Raw genomic sequence first — 13,903 nt, forward strand, 5'->3', positions numbered from 1 at the left:
TCAGGCCTCCGGGCCGAAGACGTGGAAGCGGTTCTTGCCCGAGAGCTTGGCGCGATACATCGCCTGATCGGCCTGACGCAGGAACTGGTCGGCGTCCATGGATGCCTGCAGCGGGAAGAAGGCCAGTCCGATGCTGGCCGACACCCGGAGCATCTCGCCCTGATACGGCACCGGCGCGCCCAGCGTTTCGAGCAAGCGCTGGACCAGCGCGATGCTGGCGGTCTGATCGGTCTGGTCGGCCATGACGGTGACAAATTCGTCACCGCCCAGGCGCGCCACGGTGTCGCTCTCACGCAGCGTTGCGCGCATGCGCTCGGCCAGTACCACCAGCAGGTGGTCACCGGCCTGATGGCCGTAGCAGTCGTTCACTTCCTTGAAGCCGTCCAGATCGATATAGGCCAGCGCGAGCTGGCGGTCGCCACGGCGGGCGCGGGCCATGGCGTGGTTGAGCCGGTCGGCCAGCAGCACGCGGTTGGGCAGGCCGGTGAGCGCGTCGTAATGCGCGTTGCGCTTGAGCTGGGCCTCAACCTCCTTCTGTCGTGTGATGTCGATGAACAGCATGACGAAGTGCGATACCGCGTCGTCCGGCCCGCGTACCGCGGTCACGGTCAGCAGGTGGGCGCGTTCCTCGCCCGAGCGGCAGCGGCTCCAGATCTCGCCTTCCCAGTAGCCGTGCTCGATGAGGTTAGTCTGCATCGCGGCGTAGAAGCCTTCGCTCTGGCGGGCCGAATGCAGGATCTGCGGGGTGTTGCCGACGGCTTCCCCGCGCGAGTAGCCGGTGAGCCGTGTGAAGGCATCGTTGACGTCGAGGATGCGCTGGGCGGCATCGGTGATGAGGATGCCCTCCCGCGCATGCGAGAACACGCTGGCCGCCAGTTCCAGCCCGGACTGGGCGAGGTCGCGTTCGCGCACCAGGTGCACGAGCTGGCGGTTGCGGCGCGAGAGCTGCATCAGCAGCGCAGAGATCACCAGAATGGCCAGCGCTCCCGCGGCCAGATAGGGCCAGTACTGCTCCCATATGTCGCGTGGTGCGATGGTGGGTGCGGCGTCGTAGGGCGGCATGCGCAGCGTGCGGGCGAGCTGCTCTACCGGCAGGTAGTCTGCCGGCGGGGCGAAGCCGCCGATATGCGCCGCCTGCGCGGCTGGATGTTCCGGCTGCAGCGTCAGCAGGGCGGTCGTGATGCGACGGACCAGATCGTGATCGACTGTCGACAGCGCAACGAATGGCCATTCCGGATACAGGCGGGTAGAGATGGCGTAGGGGAAGCCGGCGAGTGCTTGCGGGTTGATGACTTTCAGGTCGGACGGGTCGAGCTGGCCCGCGGCGGCAAGACTCTCGAGAATGCCGGTGCGGATGAAGCCGGCGTCGACCTTGCCGTCCAGCACGGCGCTGACCACGCTGTCGTGACGCCCCAGCACCACCGGCCGGAGGCTGCGTTCCGGATCGATTCCGGCATCGAGCAGTTCCAGCGCCTGGGTCTGGTAGCCGCCGAGGTAGCGCAAACCCGGAATGCCGACGCGTTGTCCGCGCAGATCGGTCAGCGCGGCCAGGTCCGCGCGATCGGCGCGGGCGATGATCACGCCGCCGAGGGATTCGATCGGCGTCCCGTCCTCGCGGCTGATGACGGTGGCCAGCACTCCGCCGAGGCTGTCGCGGCTGCGCACGATGAGGTAGTGGCTGGGGTTGGTCAGTACCAGGTCGAGTTGATGCTGCGCCATCGCCTGCTCGAGCTCGTCCTGCTCCAGCACCCGCAATTCGACCGTGGCGTTCGGCAACTGTGCGCTGAGGTAGTCGGCCAGCGGTTGGTAGCGCTCGATCATGACCGGCTTGGGGCGGAACGCGAATACGCCGAGCACGAGCTTCTGCGCCGCTTCGGCAGCCACCGGCGCGGCGAGCAACAGTGCGGCAAGGAAACCGGTGAGTTGCCTTTTCATGTCTGCGGCGCCTTGTCGGGTAGAAAGCTCGCGTCGATGAGATCATCGAGCGCGGTGGAAGGACGGTTCGGGAGCATGCTGGAGAGATGCCCGGCAGCCCGCTGTACCGTGCCGTCTGGGGCCAGCATGCGGCGGTTCTGCGCCAGATCGGGCAGCGCCAGCCCGGCAACCGCACGCAGGGTTTCATCCAGGCTCAGTCCGCGCCATGCGGCGATGCGGCGTGTAGCGTCGTCGCGGCTGACGCGCAGGTGCTCGAGCCCGCGCAGATGTGCGGTGATCAGGTCGCGGATGCAGCTGTTCTGCCAGCGCATGCGGTCATTGCGAACTGCCAGCACATCGAAGATCGTGCCCGGAAACTGGCGGCTGTCGTAGATGCGCTGTCCCCCGGCGCGCTCGATCAGGGCGTCGGTCGGCGCGTAGGTGATGACGGCGTCGACCCGGCCCTCGCTCCAGGCGGCGAGCTGGCGATCGTGTGGTAGATCTACCAGCGTCACGTCGGTCTCCTGCAACCCGCCGGCCGTGAGCAGTTTGCGCAGCACAATGCCGCCGACTGCCGAACGCTCGACCGCGATGCGCCGGCCACGCAGCTCGGCCGGGTCAGCGATGTCGGCACGCGCCATCACCACGTCGGCACCGACCGACTCATTCATGACCAGAATCACAGACAGCGGAAGACCTTCGACGCGCGCACCGAGCACTTCGTCCAGGGTCAGGGCTGCGCCGTCGAGTGAGCCATCGCGCAGGCCGGCGAGGGATTCGCTGGCGCTAAGTGCTTTGTGCAGCGCAACAGTCGAAGGCATCCAGCCAAAATGTTCGGCCAGATACAGTGGCTCATAACCGGGCCATGGGTGAATGCCGATGGCGAGAGGTCGCACAGGCTTGCAGCCCGGCAGGGCGGCGAGCATCGTTGCGCTGCAGAGGCCGGTCAGGAAGGAACGTCTAAGCATTCCGGGATTTTAATTTGCACCTGCACAAATTGGCTTGAGCCAACGCAATTTCCGGCGCACTCAGGGCGCTTTCGGGCCGCGAATGTGCGATTTTCCGCGGGCCGCGCCGGTCAGGGTTTTGCTGCCATGACGCAAGTAACTGTTTGAGCATGATTTTCGCCCTGCATTGCCTAGGATTTTGCGCCTCGCAAGCGTAGAATCTCGCCCTTCGCCGAATTTCACGCGCCGGGGTGCGCCATGCGATATCCAGAGTCCTTTGATGTGATTGTTGTGGGTGGTGGCCATGCCGGCACCGAGGCTGCGCTCGCGTCCGCGCGCATGGGCGCGAAGACGCTGCTGCTCACGCACAACATCGAGACGCTTGGCCAGATGAGCTGCAACCCGTCGATCGGCGGCATCGGCAAGGGCCACCTCGTGAAGGAAGTCGACGCGCTCGGCGGTGCGATGGCCGAGGCCACCGACGAGGGCGGCATCCAGTTCCGCATCCTCAATGCCTCCAAGGGGCCGGCCGTGCGCGCCACCCGCGCCCAGGCCGACCGCGTGTTGTACAAGGCCGCGATCCGCCACCGGCTGGAGAACCAGCCGAACCTGACGCTGTTCCAGCAGGCGGTGGATGACATCACCGTCGAGGGCGAGCGCGTTACCGGCGTGGTCACGCAGATCGGCCTGCGCTTTGAAGCGCGTGCGGTGGTGCTGACCGCCGGCACCTTCCTCAACGGCCTGATCCACGTCGGCATGCAAAGCCATGTCGGCGGCCGTGCCGGCGATCCCCCGTCAATCTCGCTCGGCCAGCGCCTGAAGGAAATGCAGCTGCCGCAGGGTCGCCTGAAGACCGGTACGCCGCCGCGGCTGGATGCGCGCAGCATCGACTTCTCGGTGATGCAGGAACAGCCCGGTGACGATCCGGTGCCGGTGTTCAGCTTCCTCGGCTCGGCCGCGCAACACCCGCGCCAGTTGCCGTGCTGGATCACCAGTACCAACGAGCGCACGCACCAGATCATTCGCGAGAACCTGGACCGTTCGCCGATGTACTCCGGCGTGATCGAGGGTGTCGGCCCGCGCTACTGTCCGTCCATCGAAGACAAGATCCACCGTTTCGCCGACAAGGACAGCCACAACGTCTTCCTTGAGCCGGAAGGCCTGGATACGCACGAGATTTACCCCAACGGGATTTCGACCTCGCTGCCCTTCGACGTGCAGCTGGCGGTCGTACGCTCGATCCACGGCATGGAGAACGCACACATCCTGCGCCCCGGCTATGCCATCGAGTACGACTACTTCGACCCGCGCAACCTCAAGTCCAGTCTGGAAACCAAGTCGTTCAGCGGCCTGTTCTTCGCCGGTCAGATCAATGGCACCACAGGCTACGAAGAAGCCGCTGCCCAAGGTTTGCTGGCCGGTGCCAACGCGGCGCTGCAGGTGCAGGGCCGCGAGCCCTGGTGCCCGCGCCGCGACGAAGCCTATCTGGGCGTGCTGGTGGATGACCTGATCACGCGCGGCGTGTCCGAGCCCTACCGCATGTTCACTTCGCGCGCGGAGTACCGCCTGCAGTTGCGCGAAGACAATGCCGACCTGCGCCTGACCGAAAAGGGCCGCGAACTGGGTCTGGTGAGTGATGCGCGCTGGGATGCCTTCTGCCGCAAACGTGATGCCATCGAGTGCGAAACCGCGCGCCTGAAGGCCGCCTGGGCCCATCCAGCCAACGTCCCGGCGGCGGACGCCGAGCGTGTACTGGGCAAGGCGCTGGAGCGTGAGTACCGCTTCTTTGAACTGCTGCGCCGGCCCGAGGCCACGTACGCCGGCCTGATGAGCCTGCCGGGTGCGCCGGCAAGCGAGGCGCTTGATCCTGCCGTGATCGAGCAGGTGGAAATCGCGGCCAAGTATCAGGGCTACATCGACCGTCAGCAGGGCGAGGTCGCGCGTCAGTTGCAGGCCGAATCCGCGCGCCTGCCGGGCCAGCTCGATTATTCGGTGGTGCGTGGTCTGTCCAAGGAAGTGCAGCAGAAGCTCAATACGCATCGTCCCGAAACCATCGGCCAGGCCGGTCGTATCCAGGGCGTAACGCCAGCTGCGGTCTCCTTGCTGCTCGTCTGGCTCAAACGCAATGAGTTGATGGCCCCCACGCTTGCCCGCGATGCCGGCGGCGCCGCCCCCCAGGGGGGCGGTCTTGCCTTGGGGCGGCCCGGCGGCAAGACGGATGCGGGCAAAAAGAGCGCATGAGCGAGGCCGCCCTGCTGGACCGCGGCCTTGCGGCGCTCAAGCTTGAGCTTTCACCGGAAGCGCGCGACAAGCTGCTGGCTTTCGCCGCTTTGCTCGGCAAGTGGAATCGCGTTTACAACCTGACCGCGATCCGCTCGCCCGAGCAGGCCATCACCCACCACCTGCTCGACTCGCTGGTTGTGCTGCCGCATCTGGCAGGCATTGCGCGGCTGGCCGACATCGGTTCGGGCGGCGGCCTGCCCGGCATTCCGCTGGCCATCGCGCGCCCCGATCTGGCGATCACCTCGATTGAAACCGTCGGCAAAAAATCCAGCTTCCAGCAGCAGGCCAAGATCGAGCTGCAGTTGCCCAACTTCATGCCGGTGCATGCCCGCGTCGAGGACGTGGTGCCCGATGCGCCGTTCGACGCCGTGATCTCGCGCGCCTTTTCGGACATGGGCGATTTCGTGGGACTCACCCGTCATCTTCTCGGCCGCGGCGGGCGCTTCCTGGCGATGAAAGGCGTGTATCCTCGGGACGAACTCGCGTCGCTGCCAGCCGACGTGCGCATCGTCGAAGCCCTGCCGCTGACGGTGCCGGGGCTGGACGCGGAACGGCATCTGATCATCCTGGAACGGGACTGATGGCAAGAATCTTCTGCGTCGCCAACCAGAAAGGGGGCGTCGGCAAGACCACCACCTGCGTGAACCTCGCAGCCGCGCTGCATGAGGCCGGGCAGCGCACCCTGCTGATCGACCTCGATCCGCAAGGTAACGCCACCATGGGCAGCGGCGTCGAGAAGCGCAGTCTGGGGCACTCGATCTACCACGCGCTGGTTGGTATCGCTGCGTTTGAGGAAGTGCGCGTGACTTCGCCGACCGGTGGTTTCGACGTCCTGCCAGCCAACCGGGATCTGGCCGGCGCCGAGGTTGAGCTGGTCGATCTGGATCGGCGCGAAACGCGCTTGCGCGACCTGCTCGCACCCTATGTCGATGAGTACGACTTCATCCTGGTCGACTGCCCGCCGTCCCTGTCGCTGCTCACCCTCAACGGCCTGTGTACGGCGCACGGCGTGATCATCCCGATGCAGTGCGAGTACTACGCGCTGGAAGGGCTGACTGATCTGGTCAACAGCATCAAGAAGGTGCACGCCAACCTCAACCCCGATCTGAAGATCATCGGCCTGTTGCGCGTCATGTACGATCCGCGCATGACCCTGCAGCAACAGGTGTCGGACCAGCTCGAAGGGCATTTCGGCGACAAGGTCTTCAAGGCCATCGTGCCGCGTAACGTGCGGCTCGCCGAGGCGCCCAGCCACGGTATCCCCGGCGTGCTGTTTGACCGCAGCGCCAAGGGCGCGCAGGCCTACATGGCCTTCGCGCAGGAAATGATCGAACGGGTAAAGACGCTGTGATACGCCCCTTCGCAACCCTCCGGAAACACGCATGACGCCACCGAAACCGAAAGGCCTGGGCCGCGGGCTGGATGCCCTGCTGGCCGGTAACCGCGACGACGAAGACAAGGGCGAGCTGCAGACGCTGGCGCTCGACCGCCTGCAGCCCGGCAAGTACCAGCCCCGCACGCGCATGGACCCGGGCTCGCTTGATGAGCTGGCGGCATCGATCCGTGCGCAGGGGCTGATGCAGCCCATCCTGGTGCGCCCGGTCGGGCCGGATCGCTACGAGATCATCGCCGGTGAACGGCGTTGGCGTGCTTCGCGTCTGGCCGAGCTGGAATATGTGCCGTGTCTGGTGCGCGAGATCCCCGACGAAGCTGCGTTGGCGATGTCGCTGATCGAGAACATACAGCGTGAAGACCTTAATCCGCTCGAAGAAGCCGCCGGCATTCAGCGGCTGGTCGACGAGTTCGGCATGACCCACCAGCAGGCGGCCGATGCGGTCGGGCGTTCGCGCTCGGCAGCGTCGAACCTGCTGCGCCTGCTCAATCTGGCGGCTCAGGTGCAGGAGTTGCTGATGGCGGGCGACATCGACATGGGCCACGCCCGTGCGGTGCTACCGCTGGATGAGGCGAGCCAGATCCAGGTGGCGAATCAGGTCGCGGCGCGCGGTCACTCGGTGCGTGAGACCGAGCATCTGGTGTATCGCATGCTCAATCCGCATGCGCAGAAGACCCCGGCGGCCCCGGATCGTGATCTGTTGCGGCTGCAGGACGAACTGGCCGACACACTCGGTGCGACCGTGAAGATCCGCGCCAATCGCAAGGGTGCCGGGGAGCTGTCGATCCGTTTCGGTGATCTGGATCAGCTCGACGGGCTGCTTTCGCGCCTCAAGTAGCCGTCCGGCTATGCATCCCCATGCGCGGCTGCAATGCCGCGTTTTTCGTTGACGGCGGCCAGCGGCACCAGCGCGGCGACGAACAGTACGATGCAGAACAGCACGGCGCCCTGCAGCCCGAAGGCCAGTTGCAGCAGGCCGACACCGAAGATGCCGAAGATCGCGGCGAGCTTGGAGAACAGCCCCCAGAAACCGAACAGTTCGGCCGCCCGCTCGGGTGGCGCGAAAGCGCCGACCAGTGCGCGTCCGACCGATTGACTCGACCCCAGACTCAGCCCCGACAGCAGGCCGGCAAACAGGAACACCTGTTCGGTCAACAGACTCGTTCCCAGCGTGGCGTTGATGATCACGGTGAGTTCGGCGACGTAGTAGATCGCAAGGATCGCGACGATCCACAGCACCAGCGTCATGGCGTAGGTCGGACGCCCGCCGACGCGATCCTGCAGCCAGCCGAACAGCAGCGCACCGCCGAGTGCAGTGAGCTGCACGACGATGAACATCAGCGTGCGCGTGCCCTCACTCCAGCCAATGACCTGCGCACCGTAGATGAACGAGAACGCGACGATCACATACACGCCGGCCATCGCGAACAGGATGGAGAGGAAGACTCGCCGCAGATCCGGGTACTGCGCAGCGGTGCGAGCCGTCTCGCACAGCCGGCGGTAGCCGGCCGCGACCACGCCGCCATCAAGCGGGCGACGTACGCCGATGTCCGGTTCGCGCAGCCACAGGAAGGTCGGGATCGCGGCAATCAGGAAGAAGGCCGCGGCGAAGGGGCCGACCCAGCGAACGCGGTCGAAGTTGTCAAAGCTGACCTCGCCGAGGAAGACCAGTGCGAATACTGCAGCAACCAGCCCGCCAGCGTAGCCCAGTGCCCAGCCGAAGCCGGATACCTTGCCCAGCTCGCCCGGTTTGCCGAGGAAGGGCAGGAAGCTGGCGATGAAGGATTCGCCGATGGCGTAGGCGGTGTTCGACAGCACGATCAGGAAGAAGCCCAGCCACCACCAGCCGGGGGCAACGAAATACAGCAGTGCGGTCGTGGCGACGGTGGCGATGTAGCTGGCAAAGAGCAGTCGCTTCTTCGCGCGGGCGTGATCCATGATGGTGCCCAACAGTGGTGCGGTGAGTACCACCAGCAGATAACTCAGGCACAGCGCCATGCTCCACATCAGATTGCCGATCCGATAGTCGGGTGCGTCGCCGACAACGATGCGCGTGTACAGGTCGCCGAAAATGACCGTGATGATCAGCAGCGTATAGGCCTGGTTCGCAAAGTCGAACATGCTCCAGCCGAAGATCTCGCGGCGGCTGGCGCGGGAGGTACGGATCATCGATCAGGCCTGTTGGTGTAGAAAGCCGCAGTCTGAGGCCCGCTACCTTTCGGCGCAAATCCCTGCAAGGGGCAGACGCCCTGAAAACATGGGGCCGAACAGGTTTGACTTGATAGAGGTTAACCCCTACCATTGCCCGGATTTTCAGCCGTCGGCGCCTCCCGAACGGGTAGAAAAGGCAGCGATCCATGCTGAAAGTCGTATTTCTGCAGATATGCGCGACCCTCATCGCAGCGGCCCTGGCGGCCGTTTTTTTCGGGGTCCATGGCGCGGTTTCTGCAACCCTCGCGGGTCTGGTGTGTGCGGTGCCGAACTTGCTGTTCGCGCTCCGCATGAAGGCGGTCTCGAAGCATCCCGGTCCGGTGACCGCGATGACTTTCATGATCGGCGAGTTCATCAAGATCATCGCGATCGTAGGATTGTTGGTGCTGATTCAGGCCTTGTATGAGGACCTCCATTGGGGAGGCTTGTTCATCGGTCTGATTCTGGCGCTCAAGGCGAATTTGTTTGCTTTTCTGGTGAAGACATAATCATGGCATCCGGGCACGCACCGACCGCATCCGAGTACGTTGTACACCACCTGACCAACCTGAATCAGACGGGTCATGGACAGGAAAACATCGTTGACTGGACGTATATCAACCTCGACTCCGTGTTCTGGGGCTTCGGCCTTGGCGCGCTGACCGTGTTCATCCTGTGGCGTGTGGCGCTGCGCGCGACCTCCGGCGTGCCGGGCCGCTTCCAGGGCCTGATCGAGATGATGGTTGATCTGGTTAACGACCAGGCCAAAGGCATCATCCACAGTGCCGAGTCGCGCAAGTTCGTGGCCCCGTTGGCGCTGACCGTGTTCATCTGGGTGTTGCTGATGAACACCATGGACCTTGTGCCGGTCGATCTGATTCCGATGGCCTGGGGCGGTCTGATGGCCTCCATGGGCTTCGTCGAACACGCCGGTGAGGCCTACATGCGCGTCGTGCCGACCGCCGACATCAACGTGCCGCTGGGCATGGCGATCTCGGTGCTGCTGATGTGCTTCTACTACAACATCAAGATCAAGGGCGTCGGTGGCTGGATCCACGAGCTCTTCACCGCCCCGTTCGGTGCGCATCCGCTGCTGTGGCCGGTGAACTTCGTCATGCAGATGATCGAGTTCCTCGCCAAGACGGTTTCGCACGGCCTGCGTCTGTTCGGCAACATGTTCGCCGGTGAGCTGCTGTTTGTGCTGATCGCGCTGCTTGGCGGCACGGCCACCGTATTCGGTTTCCTGGGCCACATTGTTGCTGGCTCGATCTGGGCGATCTTCCACATCCTGATCATCGTGCTGCAGGCCTTCATCTTCATGATGCTGACCCTGGTGTACGTCGGTCAGGCGCATGAAGGTCATTGATTTTCTGTATCATCCGCCGTTTTAACTAGTCACCTTTCTTCAAGGAGTTGTCATGGAAGTCACTCTCGGTTACGTCGCGCTGGCTGCTGGTCTGATCATCGGTATGGGCGCCATCGGTGCGTGCATCGGCATCGGCATCATGGGCAGCAAGTACCTCGAAGCTTCGGCTCGTCAGCCGGAACTGATGAACGCCCTGCAGACCAAGATGTTCCTGCTGGCCGGTCTGATCGACGCCGCGTTCCTGATCGGCGTGGGTATCGCGATGATGTTCGCCTTCGCCAACCCGTTCGTCGTCGCCTGATCGATACCACCTCAACACCCAACGAGGGTCAAGAACAGTGAATCTGAACGCAACCCTGATAGCCCAGATCGTTGTGTTCTTCATTCTCGGCTGGTTCACGATGAAATTCGTGTGGCCGCCGATCATGAAGGCACTCGATGAGCGCGCGGCGAAGATCGCCGACGGGCTGGCAGCTGCGGACAAGGCCAAATCCGACCTCGAGCTGGCTGAGAAGAAAGCCGTCGAAGAGATGCGCAAGGCGCGCGAATCCGCAGGCGATGTTCGCACCGCCGCAGAGAAGCAGGCCGCCAAGCTCATCGAGGAAGCGCGTGGCGAAGCTGCACGCATCGTCGAACAGGCCCGTACCGCAGCCGAAAGCGAAGCCGTTTCGGCGATGCAGCGCGCAAAGGAAGAACTGCGTGACCAGGTCGCGGCGCTTGCCGTGTCCGGCGCGGAGAGGATCCTGCGCCGCGAGATCGACGCCAAGGCCCACAACGCGTTGCTGGCAAACCTGAAACAGGAACTGCAATAAGTCATGGCCGAGAACCTCACCATCGCGCGCCCCTACGCCGACGCTGCGTTCGAGCAGGCGAAAGGCAAGAAGGCGCTGGGTCCCTGGCTTGACGCCCTGGACAGCCTCGCCGCCATCGTCTCCGACGCATCGATGAAGGAAGTCACCCACAATCCGAAGCTTTCGGATGACCAGGTGTATTCCCTGCTGATGGGCGTCGCAGGCGAGGGCCTCTCCGCCGATCAGCAGAACTTCGTTCGCATCCTCATCGAGAACGACCGCCTGCAGGTGCTGCCCGAAATCCGCGACCTGTTCGTTGCCAAGAAGAACGGACACGAAGGTGTGCTGGAAGCCGACGTCAGTTCGGCTTTCGACATCGACGACGCGACGCTGGCCGCTCTCAAGAAGGATCTTGAGGCCCACTTCAAAGCCAAGCTCAACGTCAACGTGCGTCTGGACCCCGAACTCATCGGTGGCGTCCGGATTGCCGTCGGCGACGACGTCATCGACACCTCGGTCCGCGGCAAGCTCGCGAACATGGCCGCTGCGCTCAAGAACTAGGAGTTATCGCAAAATGCAACTCAACCCCTCTGAAATCAGTGAGCTGATCAAGAGCCGGATCCAGGACCTGAAGCTTGGCGCCTCGTCGCGCAGCGAAGGCACTGTCGTTTCGGTCACCGACGGCATCACCCGTATTCACGGTCTCGCCGATGTCATGCAGGGCGAGATGCTGGAGTTCCCGGGCAACACCTTCGGGCTCGCGCTGAACCTTGAGCGTGATTCTGTCGGCGCGGTCATCCTGGGTGACTACGAGCACATCTCTGAAGGCGATACGGTCAAGGCGACCGGCCGCATTCTCGAAGTGCCGGTTGGTCCGGAACTGCTCGGTCGCGTGGTTAACGCGCTGGGTCAGCCGATCGACGGCAAAGGCCCGATCAACGCCAAGATCACCGACAAGATCGAGAAAGTCGCTCCGGGCGTGATCGCCCGTGAAGGCGTTTCGCAGCCGGTCCAGACCGGTGTGAAAGCCATCGACTCGATGGTGCCGATCGGCCGTGGTCAGCGTGAGCTGATCATCGGTGACCGCCAGACCGGCAAGACCGCTGTTGCCGTCGATGCGATCATCAACCAGAAAGGGCAGAACATGCTCTGCGTCTACGTTGCCATCGGTCAGAAAGCCTCGACCATTGCCAACGTGGTCCGCCAGCTCGAAGAGCACGGCGCGCTGGAATACACCATCATCGTTGCTGCTTCGGCTTCCGAATCTGCCGCCATGCAGTACCTGTCGGCCTACGCTGGCTGCACCATGGGCGAGTACTTCCGTGACCGTGGTCAGGATGCGCTGATCGTTTATGACGATCTGACCAAGCAGGCTTGGGCATATCGTCAGATCTCCCTGCTGCTGCGCCGTCCGCCGGGCCGCGAAGCCTACCCGGGTGACGTGTTTTATCTGCACTCCCGCCTGCTCGAGCGTGCTGCTCGCGTGAACGCCGACTACGTCGAGAAATTCACCAACGGTGAAGTCAAGGGCAAGACCGGTTCGCTGACCGCGCTGCCGATCATCGAAACGCAAGCCGGTGACGTGTCCGCCTTCGTTCCGACCAACGTGATCTCGATCACCGACGGCCAGATCTTCCTCGAGACCGACCTGTTCAACGCCGGTATCCGCCCCGCCATCAACGCCGGTATCTCGGTGTCGCGCGTCGGTGGTGCTGCCCAGACCAAGGTCGTCAAGAAGCTCTCCGGCGGTATCCGTACCGACCTCGCGCAGTACCGTGAACTGGCGGCCTTCGCGCAGTTCGCCTCGGACCTTGATGCGGCGACCCGTCGTCAGCTCGAGCGTGGTCGTCGCGTGACCGAACTGATGAAGCAGGCGCAGTTCGCTCCGCTGTCGGTGGCCAAGCTGGCAATCACGCTGTTCGCGGTGAACAAGGGTTACTTCGACGACGTCGACGTGAATCGTCTGCTGGCACTCGAAACGGCGCTGCACAAGCACATCGAAGCCCAGAACGCCGCACTGTACAACAGCATTCAGACCAAGGCCGAAATCGACGCTGACGGCGAGAAAGAGCTCGCTGGCGCCATCGAAGCGTTCAAGAAGACCTGGTCCTGAGACCGCTGAGGGAGGCGTAAATGGCAAGCGGTAAGGAAATCCGGACCAAGATCAAGAGCGTGCAGAACACGCGCAAGATCACCAAGGCGATGGAGATGGTCGCGGCATCCAAGATGCGCAAAGCGCAGGAACGGATGCGGCACGCCCGCCCCTATGCCGAAAAGATCCGCCAGCTCGCCGCCAACCTGTCGCAGGCGAACGTGGCTGACTATCGTCACCCGTTCGTCGTGCGCAAGGCCGAAGGCAAGAGAATCGGCCTGATCATCGTGACGTCCGACAAGGGCCTGTGTGGTGGTCTCAACACCAACATCCAGCGCATTGTCATCAACGCGATGAAGGAATGGGAAGGCAGCGGGGCCAGCGAGGTTCAGGTGTGCTGCATCGGCAACAAGGGCTTGGGCTTCATGCAGCGAATTGGTGCCAAGGTCGTGTCGCAGGTCACGCAACTGGGCGATACGCCTCACCTCGACAAGATCATCGGTCCGATGAAAGTCGTGCTCGACGCCTTCCGTGAGGAAGACCTCGACACCGTGTATGTGGCCTACACCCGCTTCGTGAACACCATGAAGCAGGAGCCCGTGCTCGAGCAGCTGCTGCCGGTTACCGGTGAGCAGCTCGGAACGCCCGACGCCTTGTGGGATTACCTCTACGAGCCGAGCCCGGAAGTGGTGGTCGATGAGTTGCTGATGCGCTACATCGAAACCGTCGTGTATCAGGGTGTGGTCGAGAACATGGCGTCCGAGCAGAGTGCGCGGATGGTGGCGATGAAGGCCGCGTCCGACAACGCCAAGAACGTGATTGGTGAACTGCAGCTGGTCTACAACAAGACCCGCCAGGCAGCGATCACGAAGGAACTGTCGGAAATCGTCGGCGGCGCAGCCGCGGTCTAACGGATTATTGCTTTTA

General features: G+C 63.6%; 14 protein-coding genes. 11 read left to right on the forward strand and 3 right to left on the reverse strand.

The window, feature by feature from the left end:
* Complete coding sequence (locus AC6H0R_RS06330) at window positions 1-1,935, reverse strand: PhnD/SsuA/transferrin family substrate-binding protein (RefSeq protein ID WP_497580501.1); 1,935 nt, start codon at window positions 1,933-1,935, stop codon at window positions 1-3.
* Complete coding sequence (locus AC6H0R_RS06335) at window positions 1,932-2,840, reverse strand: ABC transporter substrate-binding protein (RefSeq protein WP_497580502.1); 909 nt, start codon at window positions 2,838-2,840, stop codon at window positions 1,932-1,934. The genes AC6H0R_RS06330 and AC6H0R_RS06335 overlap by 4 nt, the downstream gene beginning before the upstream one ends.
* Window positions 2,841-3,119: 279 nt before the next feature.
* On the opposite strand from AC6H0R_RS06335, the gene mnmG reads away from it, so the two are divergent.
* Genes mnmG through AC6H0R_RS06355 form a run of 4 tightly spaced genes read left to right on the forward strand, consistent with a single transcriptional unit; the run spans window position 3,120 to window position 7,375 of the window.
* Window positions 3,120-5,102 carry a tRNA uridine-5-carboxymethylaminomethyl(34) synthesis enzyme MnmG gene (gene mnmG / locus AC6H0R_RS06340; RefSeq protein WP_497580503.1) on the forward strand — a complete coding sequence of 661 codons (1,983 nt, stop codon included), beginning with the start codon at window positions 3,120-3,122 and terminating at the stop codon, window positions 5,100-5,102.
* A complete protein-coding gene (rsmG, locus tag AC6H0R_RS06345; RefSeq protein ID WP_497580504.1) occupies window positions 5,099-5,725 on the forward strand; it encodes a 16S rRNA (guanine(527)-N(7))-methyltransferase RsmG in 627 nt (208 codons plus the stop codon). Before mnmG ends, rsmG begins: the two co-directional genes overlap by 4 nt.
* Window positions 5,725-6,495 carry a ParA family protein gene (locus AC6H0R_RS06350; RefSeq protein ID WP_497580505.1) on the forward strand — a complete coding sequence of 257 codons (771 nt, stop codon included), beginning with the start codon at window positions 5,725-5,727 and terminating at the stop codon, window positions 6,493-6,495. The genes rsmG and AC6H0R_RS06350 overlap by 1 nt, the downstream gene beginning before the upstream one ends.
* 31 nt (window positions 6,496-6,526) lie before the next feature.
* A complete protein-coding gene (locus tag AC6H0R_RS06355; protein ID WP_497580506.1) occupies window positions 6,527-7,375 on the forward strand; it encodes a ParB/RepB/Spo0J family partition protein in 849 nt (282 codons plus the stop codon).
* An 8-nt stretch (window positions 7,376-7,383) separates the two neighbouring features.
* Here AC6H0R_RS06355 and AC6H0R_RS06360 read toward each other — a convergent pair whose 3' ends face one another.
* The gene (locus tag AC6H0R_RS06360) at window positions 7,384-8,706 is read right to left on the reverse strand and encodes an MFS transporter (protein WP_497580507.1); all 1,323 of its coding nucleotides are present in this window, start codon (window positions 8,704-8,706) and stop codon (window positions 7,384-7,386) included.
* A gap of 188 nt (window positions 8,707-8,894) precedes the next feature.
* On the opposite strand from AC6H0R_RS06360, the gene AC6H0R_RS06365 reads away from it, so the two are divergent.
* The 7 genes from AC6H0R_RS06365 to atpG are packed head-to-tail and all read left to right on the forward strand — an operon-like array spanning window position 8,895 to window position 13,887.
* Entirely contained in the window at window positions 8,895-9,236 is a 342-nt protein-coding gene (locus tag AC6H0R_RS06365; RefSeq protein WP_497580508.1) for an ATP synthase subunit I, read from the forward strand.
* 2 nt (window positions 9,237-9,238) lie between these two features.
* Window positions 9,239-10,093 (forward strand): F0F1 ATP synthase subunit A, encoded by an 855-nt coding sequence (atpB, locus tag AC6H0R_RS06370; protein WP_497580509.1) that lies wholly within the window; start codon window positions 9,239-9,241, stop codon window positions 10,091-10,093.
* Window positions 10,094-10,145: 52 nt separating this feature from the next.
* Entirely contained in the window at window positions 10,146-10,394 is a 249-nt protein-coding gene (gene atpE, locus AC6H0R_RS06375) for a F0F1 ATP synthase subunit C (RefSeq protein ID WP_497572865.1), read from the forward strand.
* Window positions 10,395-10,431: 37 nt separating this feature from the next.
* Entirely contained in the window at window positions 10,432-10,905 is a 474-nt protein-coding gene (locus AC6H0R_RS06380; RefSeq protein ID WP_497580510.1) for a F0F1 ATP synthase subunit B, read from the forward strand.
* A 3-nt stretch (window positions 10,906-10,908) separates the two neighbouring features.
* The gene (locus AC6H0R_RS06385) at window positions 10,909-11,445 is read left to right on the forward strand and encodes a F0F1 ATP synthase subunit delta (RefSeq protein ID WP_497580511.1); all 537 of its coding nucleotides are present in this window, start codon (window positions 10,909-10,911) and stop codon (window positions 11,443-11,445) included.
* Window positions 11,446-11,458: 13 nt separating this feature from the next.
* Window positions 11,459-12,997 carry a F0F1 ATP synthase subunit alpha gene (gene atpA, locus AC6H0R_RS06390; RefSeq protein ID WP_497580512.1) on the forward strand — a complete coding sequence of 513 codons (1,539 nt, stop codon included), beginning with the start codon at window positions 11,459-11,461 and terminating at the stop codon, window positions 12,995-12,997.
* Window positions 12,998-13,017: 20 nt separating this feature from the next.
* Entirely contained in the window at window positions 13,018-13,887 is an 870-nt protein-coding gene (atpG, locus tag AC6H0R_RS06395) for a F0F1 ATP synthase subunit gamma (RefSeq protein WP_497580513.1), read from the forward strand.
* Window positions 13,888-13,903 lie beyond the last annotated feature (16 nt).

The sequence above is a fragment of the Pseudazoarcus sp. NS36 genome (assembly GCF_059703705.1).

What these genes read in the sequence shown, in the direction of transcription:
- AC6H0R_RS06330 (WP_497580501.1), bottom strand. Translation starts at nt 1,935, where the DNA reads ATGAAAAGGCAACTCACCGGTTTCCTTGCCGCACTGTTGCTCGCCGCG.
- AC6H0R_RS06335 (WP_497580502.1), bottom strand. Translation starts at nt 2,840, where the DNA reads ATGCTCGCCGCCCTGCCGGGCTGCAAGCCTGTGCGACCTCTCGCCATC.
- mnmG (WP_497580503.1), top strand. Translation starts at nt 3,120, where the DNA reads ATGCGATATCCAGAGTCCTTTGATGTGATTGTTGTGGGTGGTGGCCAT.
- rsmG (WP_497580504.1), top strand. Translation starts at nt 5,099, where the DNA reads ATGAGCGAGGCCGCCCTGCTGGACCGCGGCCTTGCGGCGCTCAAGCTT.
- AC6H0R_RS06350 (WP_497580505.1), top strand. Translation starts at nt 5,725, where the DNA reads ATGGCAAGAATCTTCTGCGTCGCCAACCAGAAAGGGGGCGTCGGCAAG.
- AC6H0R_RS06355 (WP_497580506.1), top strand. Translation starts at nt 6,527, where the DNA reads ATGACGCCACCGAAACCGAAAGGCCTGGGCCGCGGGCTGGATGCCCTG.
- AC6H0R_RS06360 (WP_497580507.1), bottom strand. Translation starts at nt 8,706, where the DNA reads ATGATCCGTACCTCCCGCGCCAGCCGCCGCGAGATCTTCGGCTGGAGC.
- AC6H0R_RS06365 (WP_497580508.1), top strand. Translation starts at nt 8,895, where the DNA reads ATGCTGAAAGTCGTATTTCTGCAGATATGCGCGACCCTCATCGCAGCG.
- atpB (WP_497580509.1), top strand. Translation starts at nt 9,239, where the DNA reads ATGGCATCCGGGCACGCACCGACCGCATCCGAGTACGTTGTACACCAC.
- atpE (WP_497572865.1), top strand. Translation starts at nt 10,146, where the DNA reads ATGGAAGTCACTCTCGGTTACGTCGCGCTGGCTGCTGGTCTGATCATC.
- AC6H0R_RS06385 (WP_497580511.1), top strand. Translation starts at nt 10,909, where the DNA reads ATGGCCGAGAACCTCACCATCGCGCGCCCCTACGCCGACGCTGCGTTC.
- atpA (WP_497580512.1), top strand. Translation starts at nt 11,459, where the DNA reads ATGCAACTCAACCCCTCTGAAATCAGTGAGCTGATCAAGAGCCGGATC.
- atpG (WP_497580513.1), top strand. Translation starts at nt 13,018, where the DNA reads ATGGCAAGCGGTAAGGAAATCCGGACCAAGATCAAGAGCGTGCAGAAC.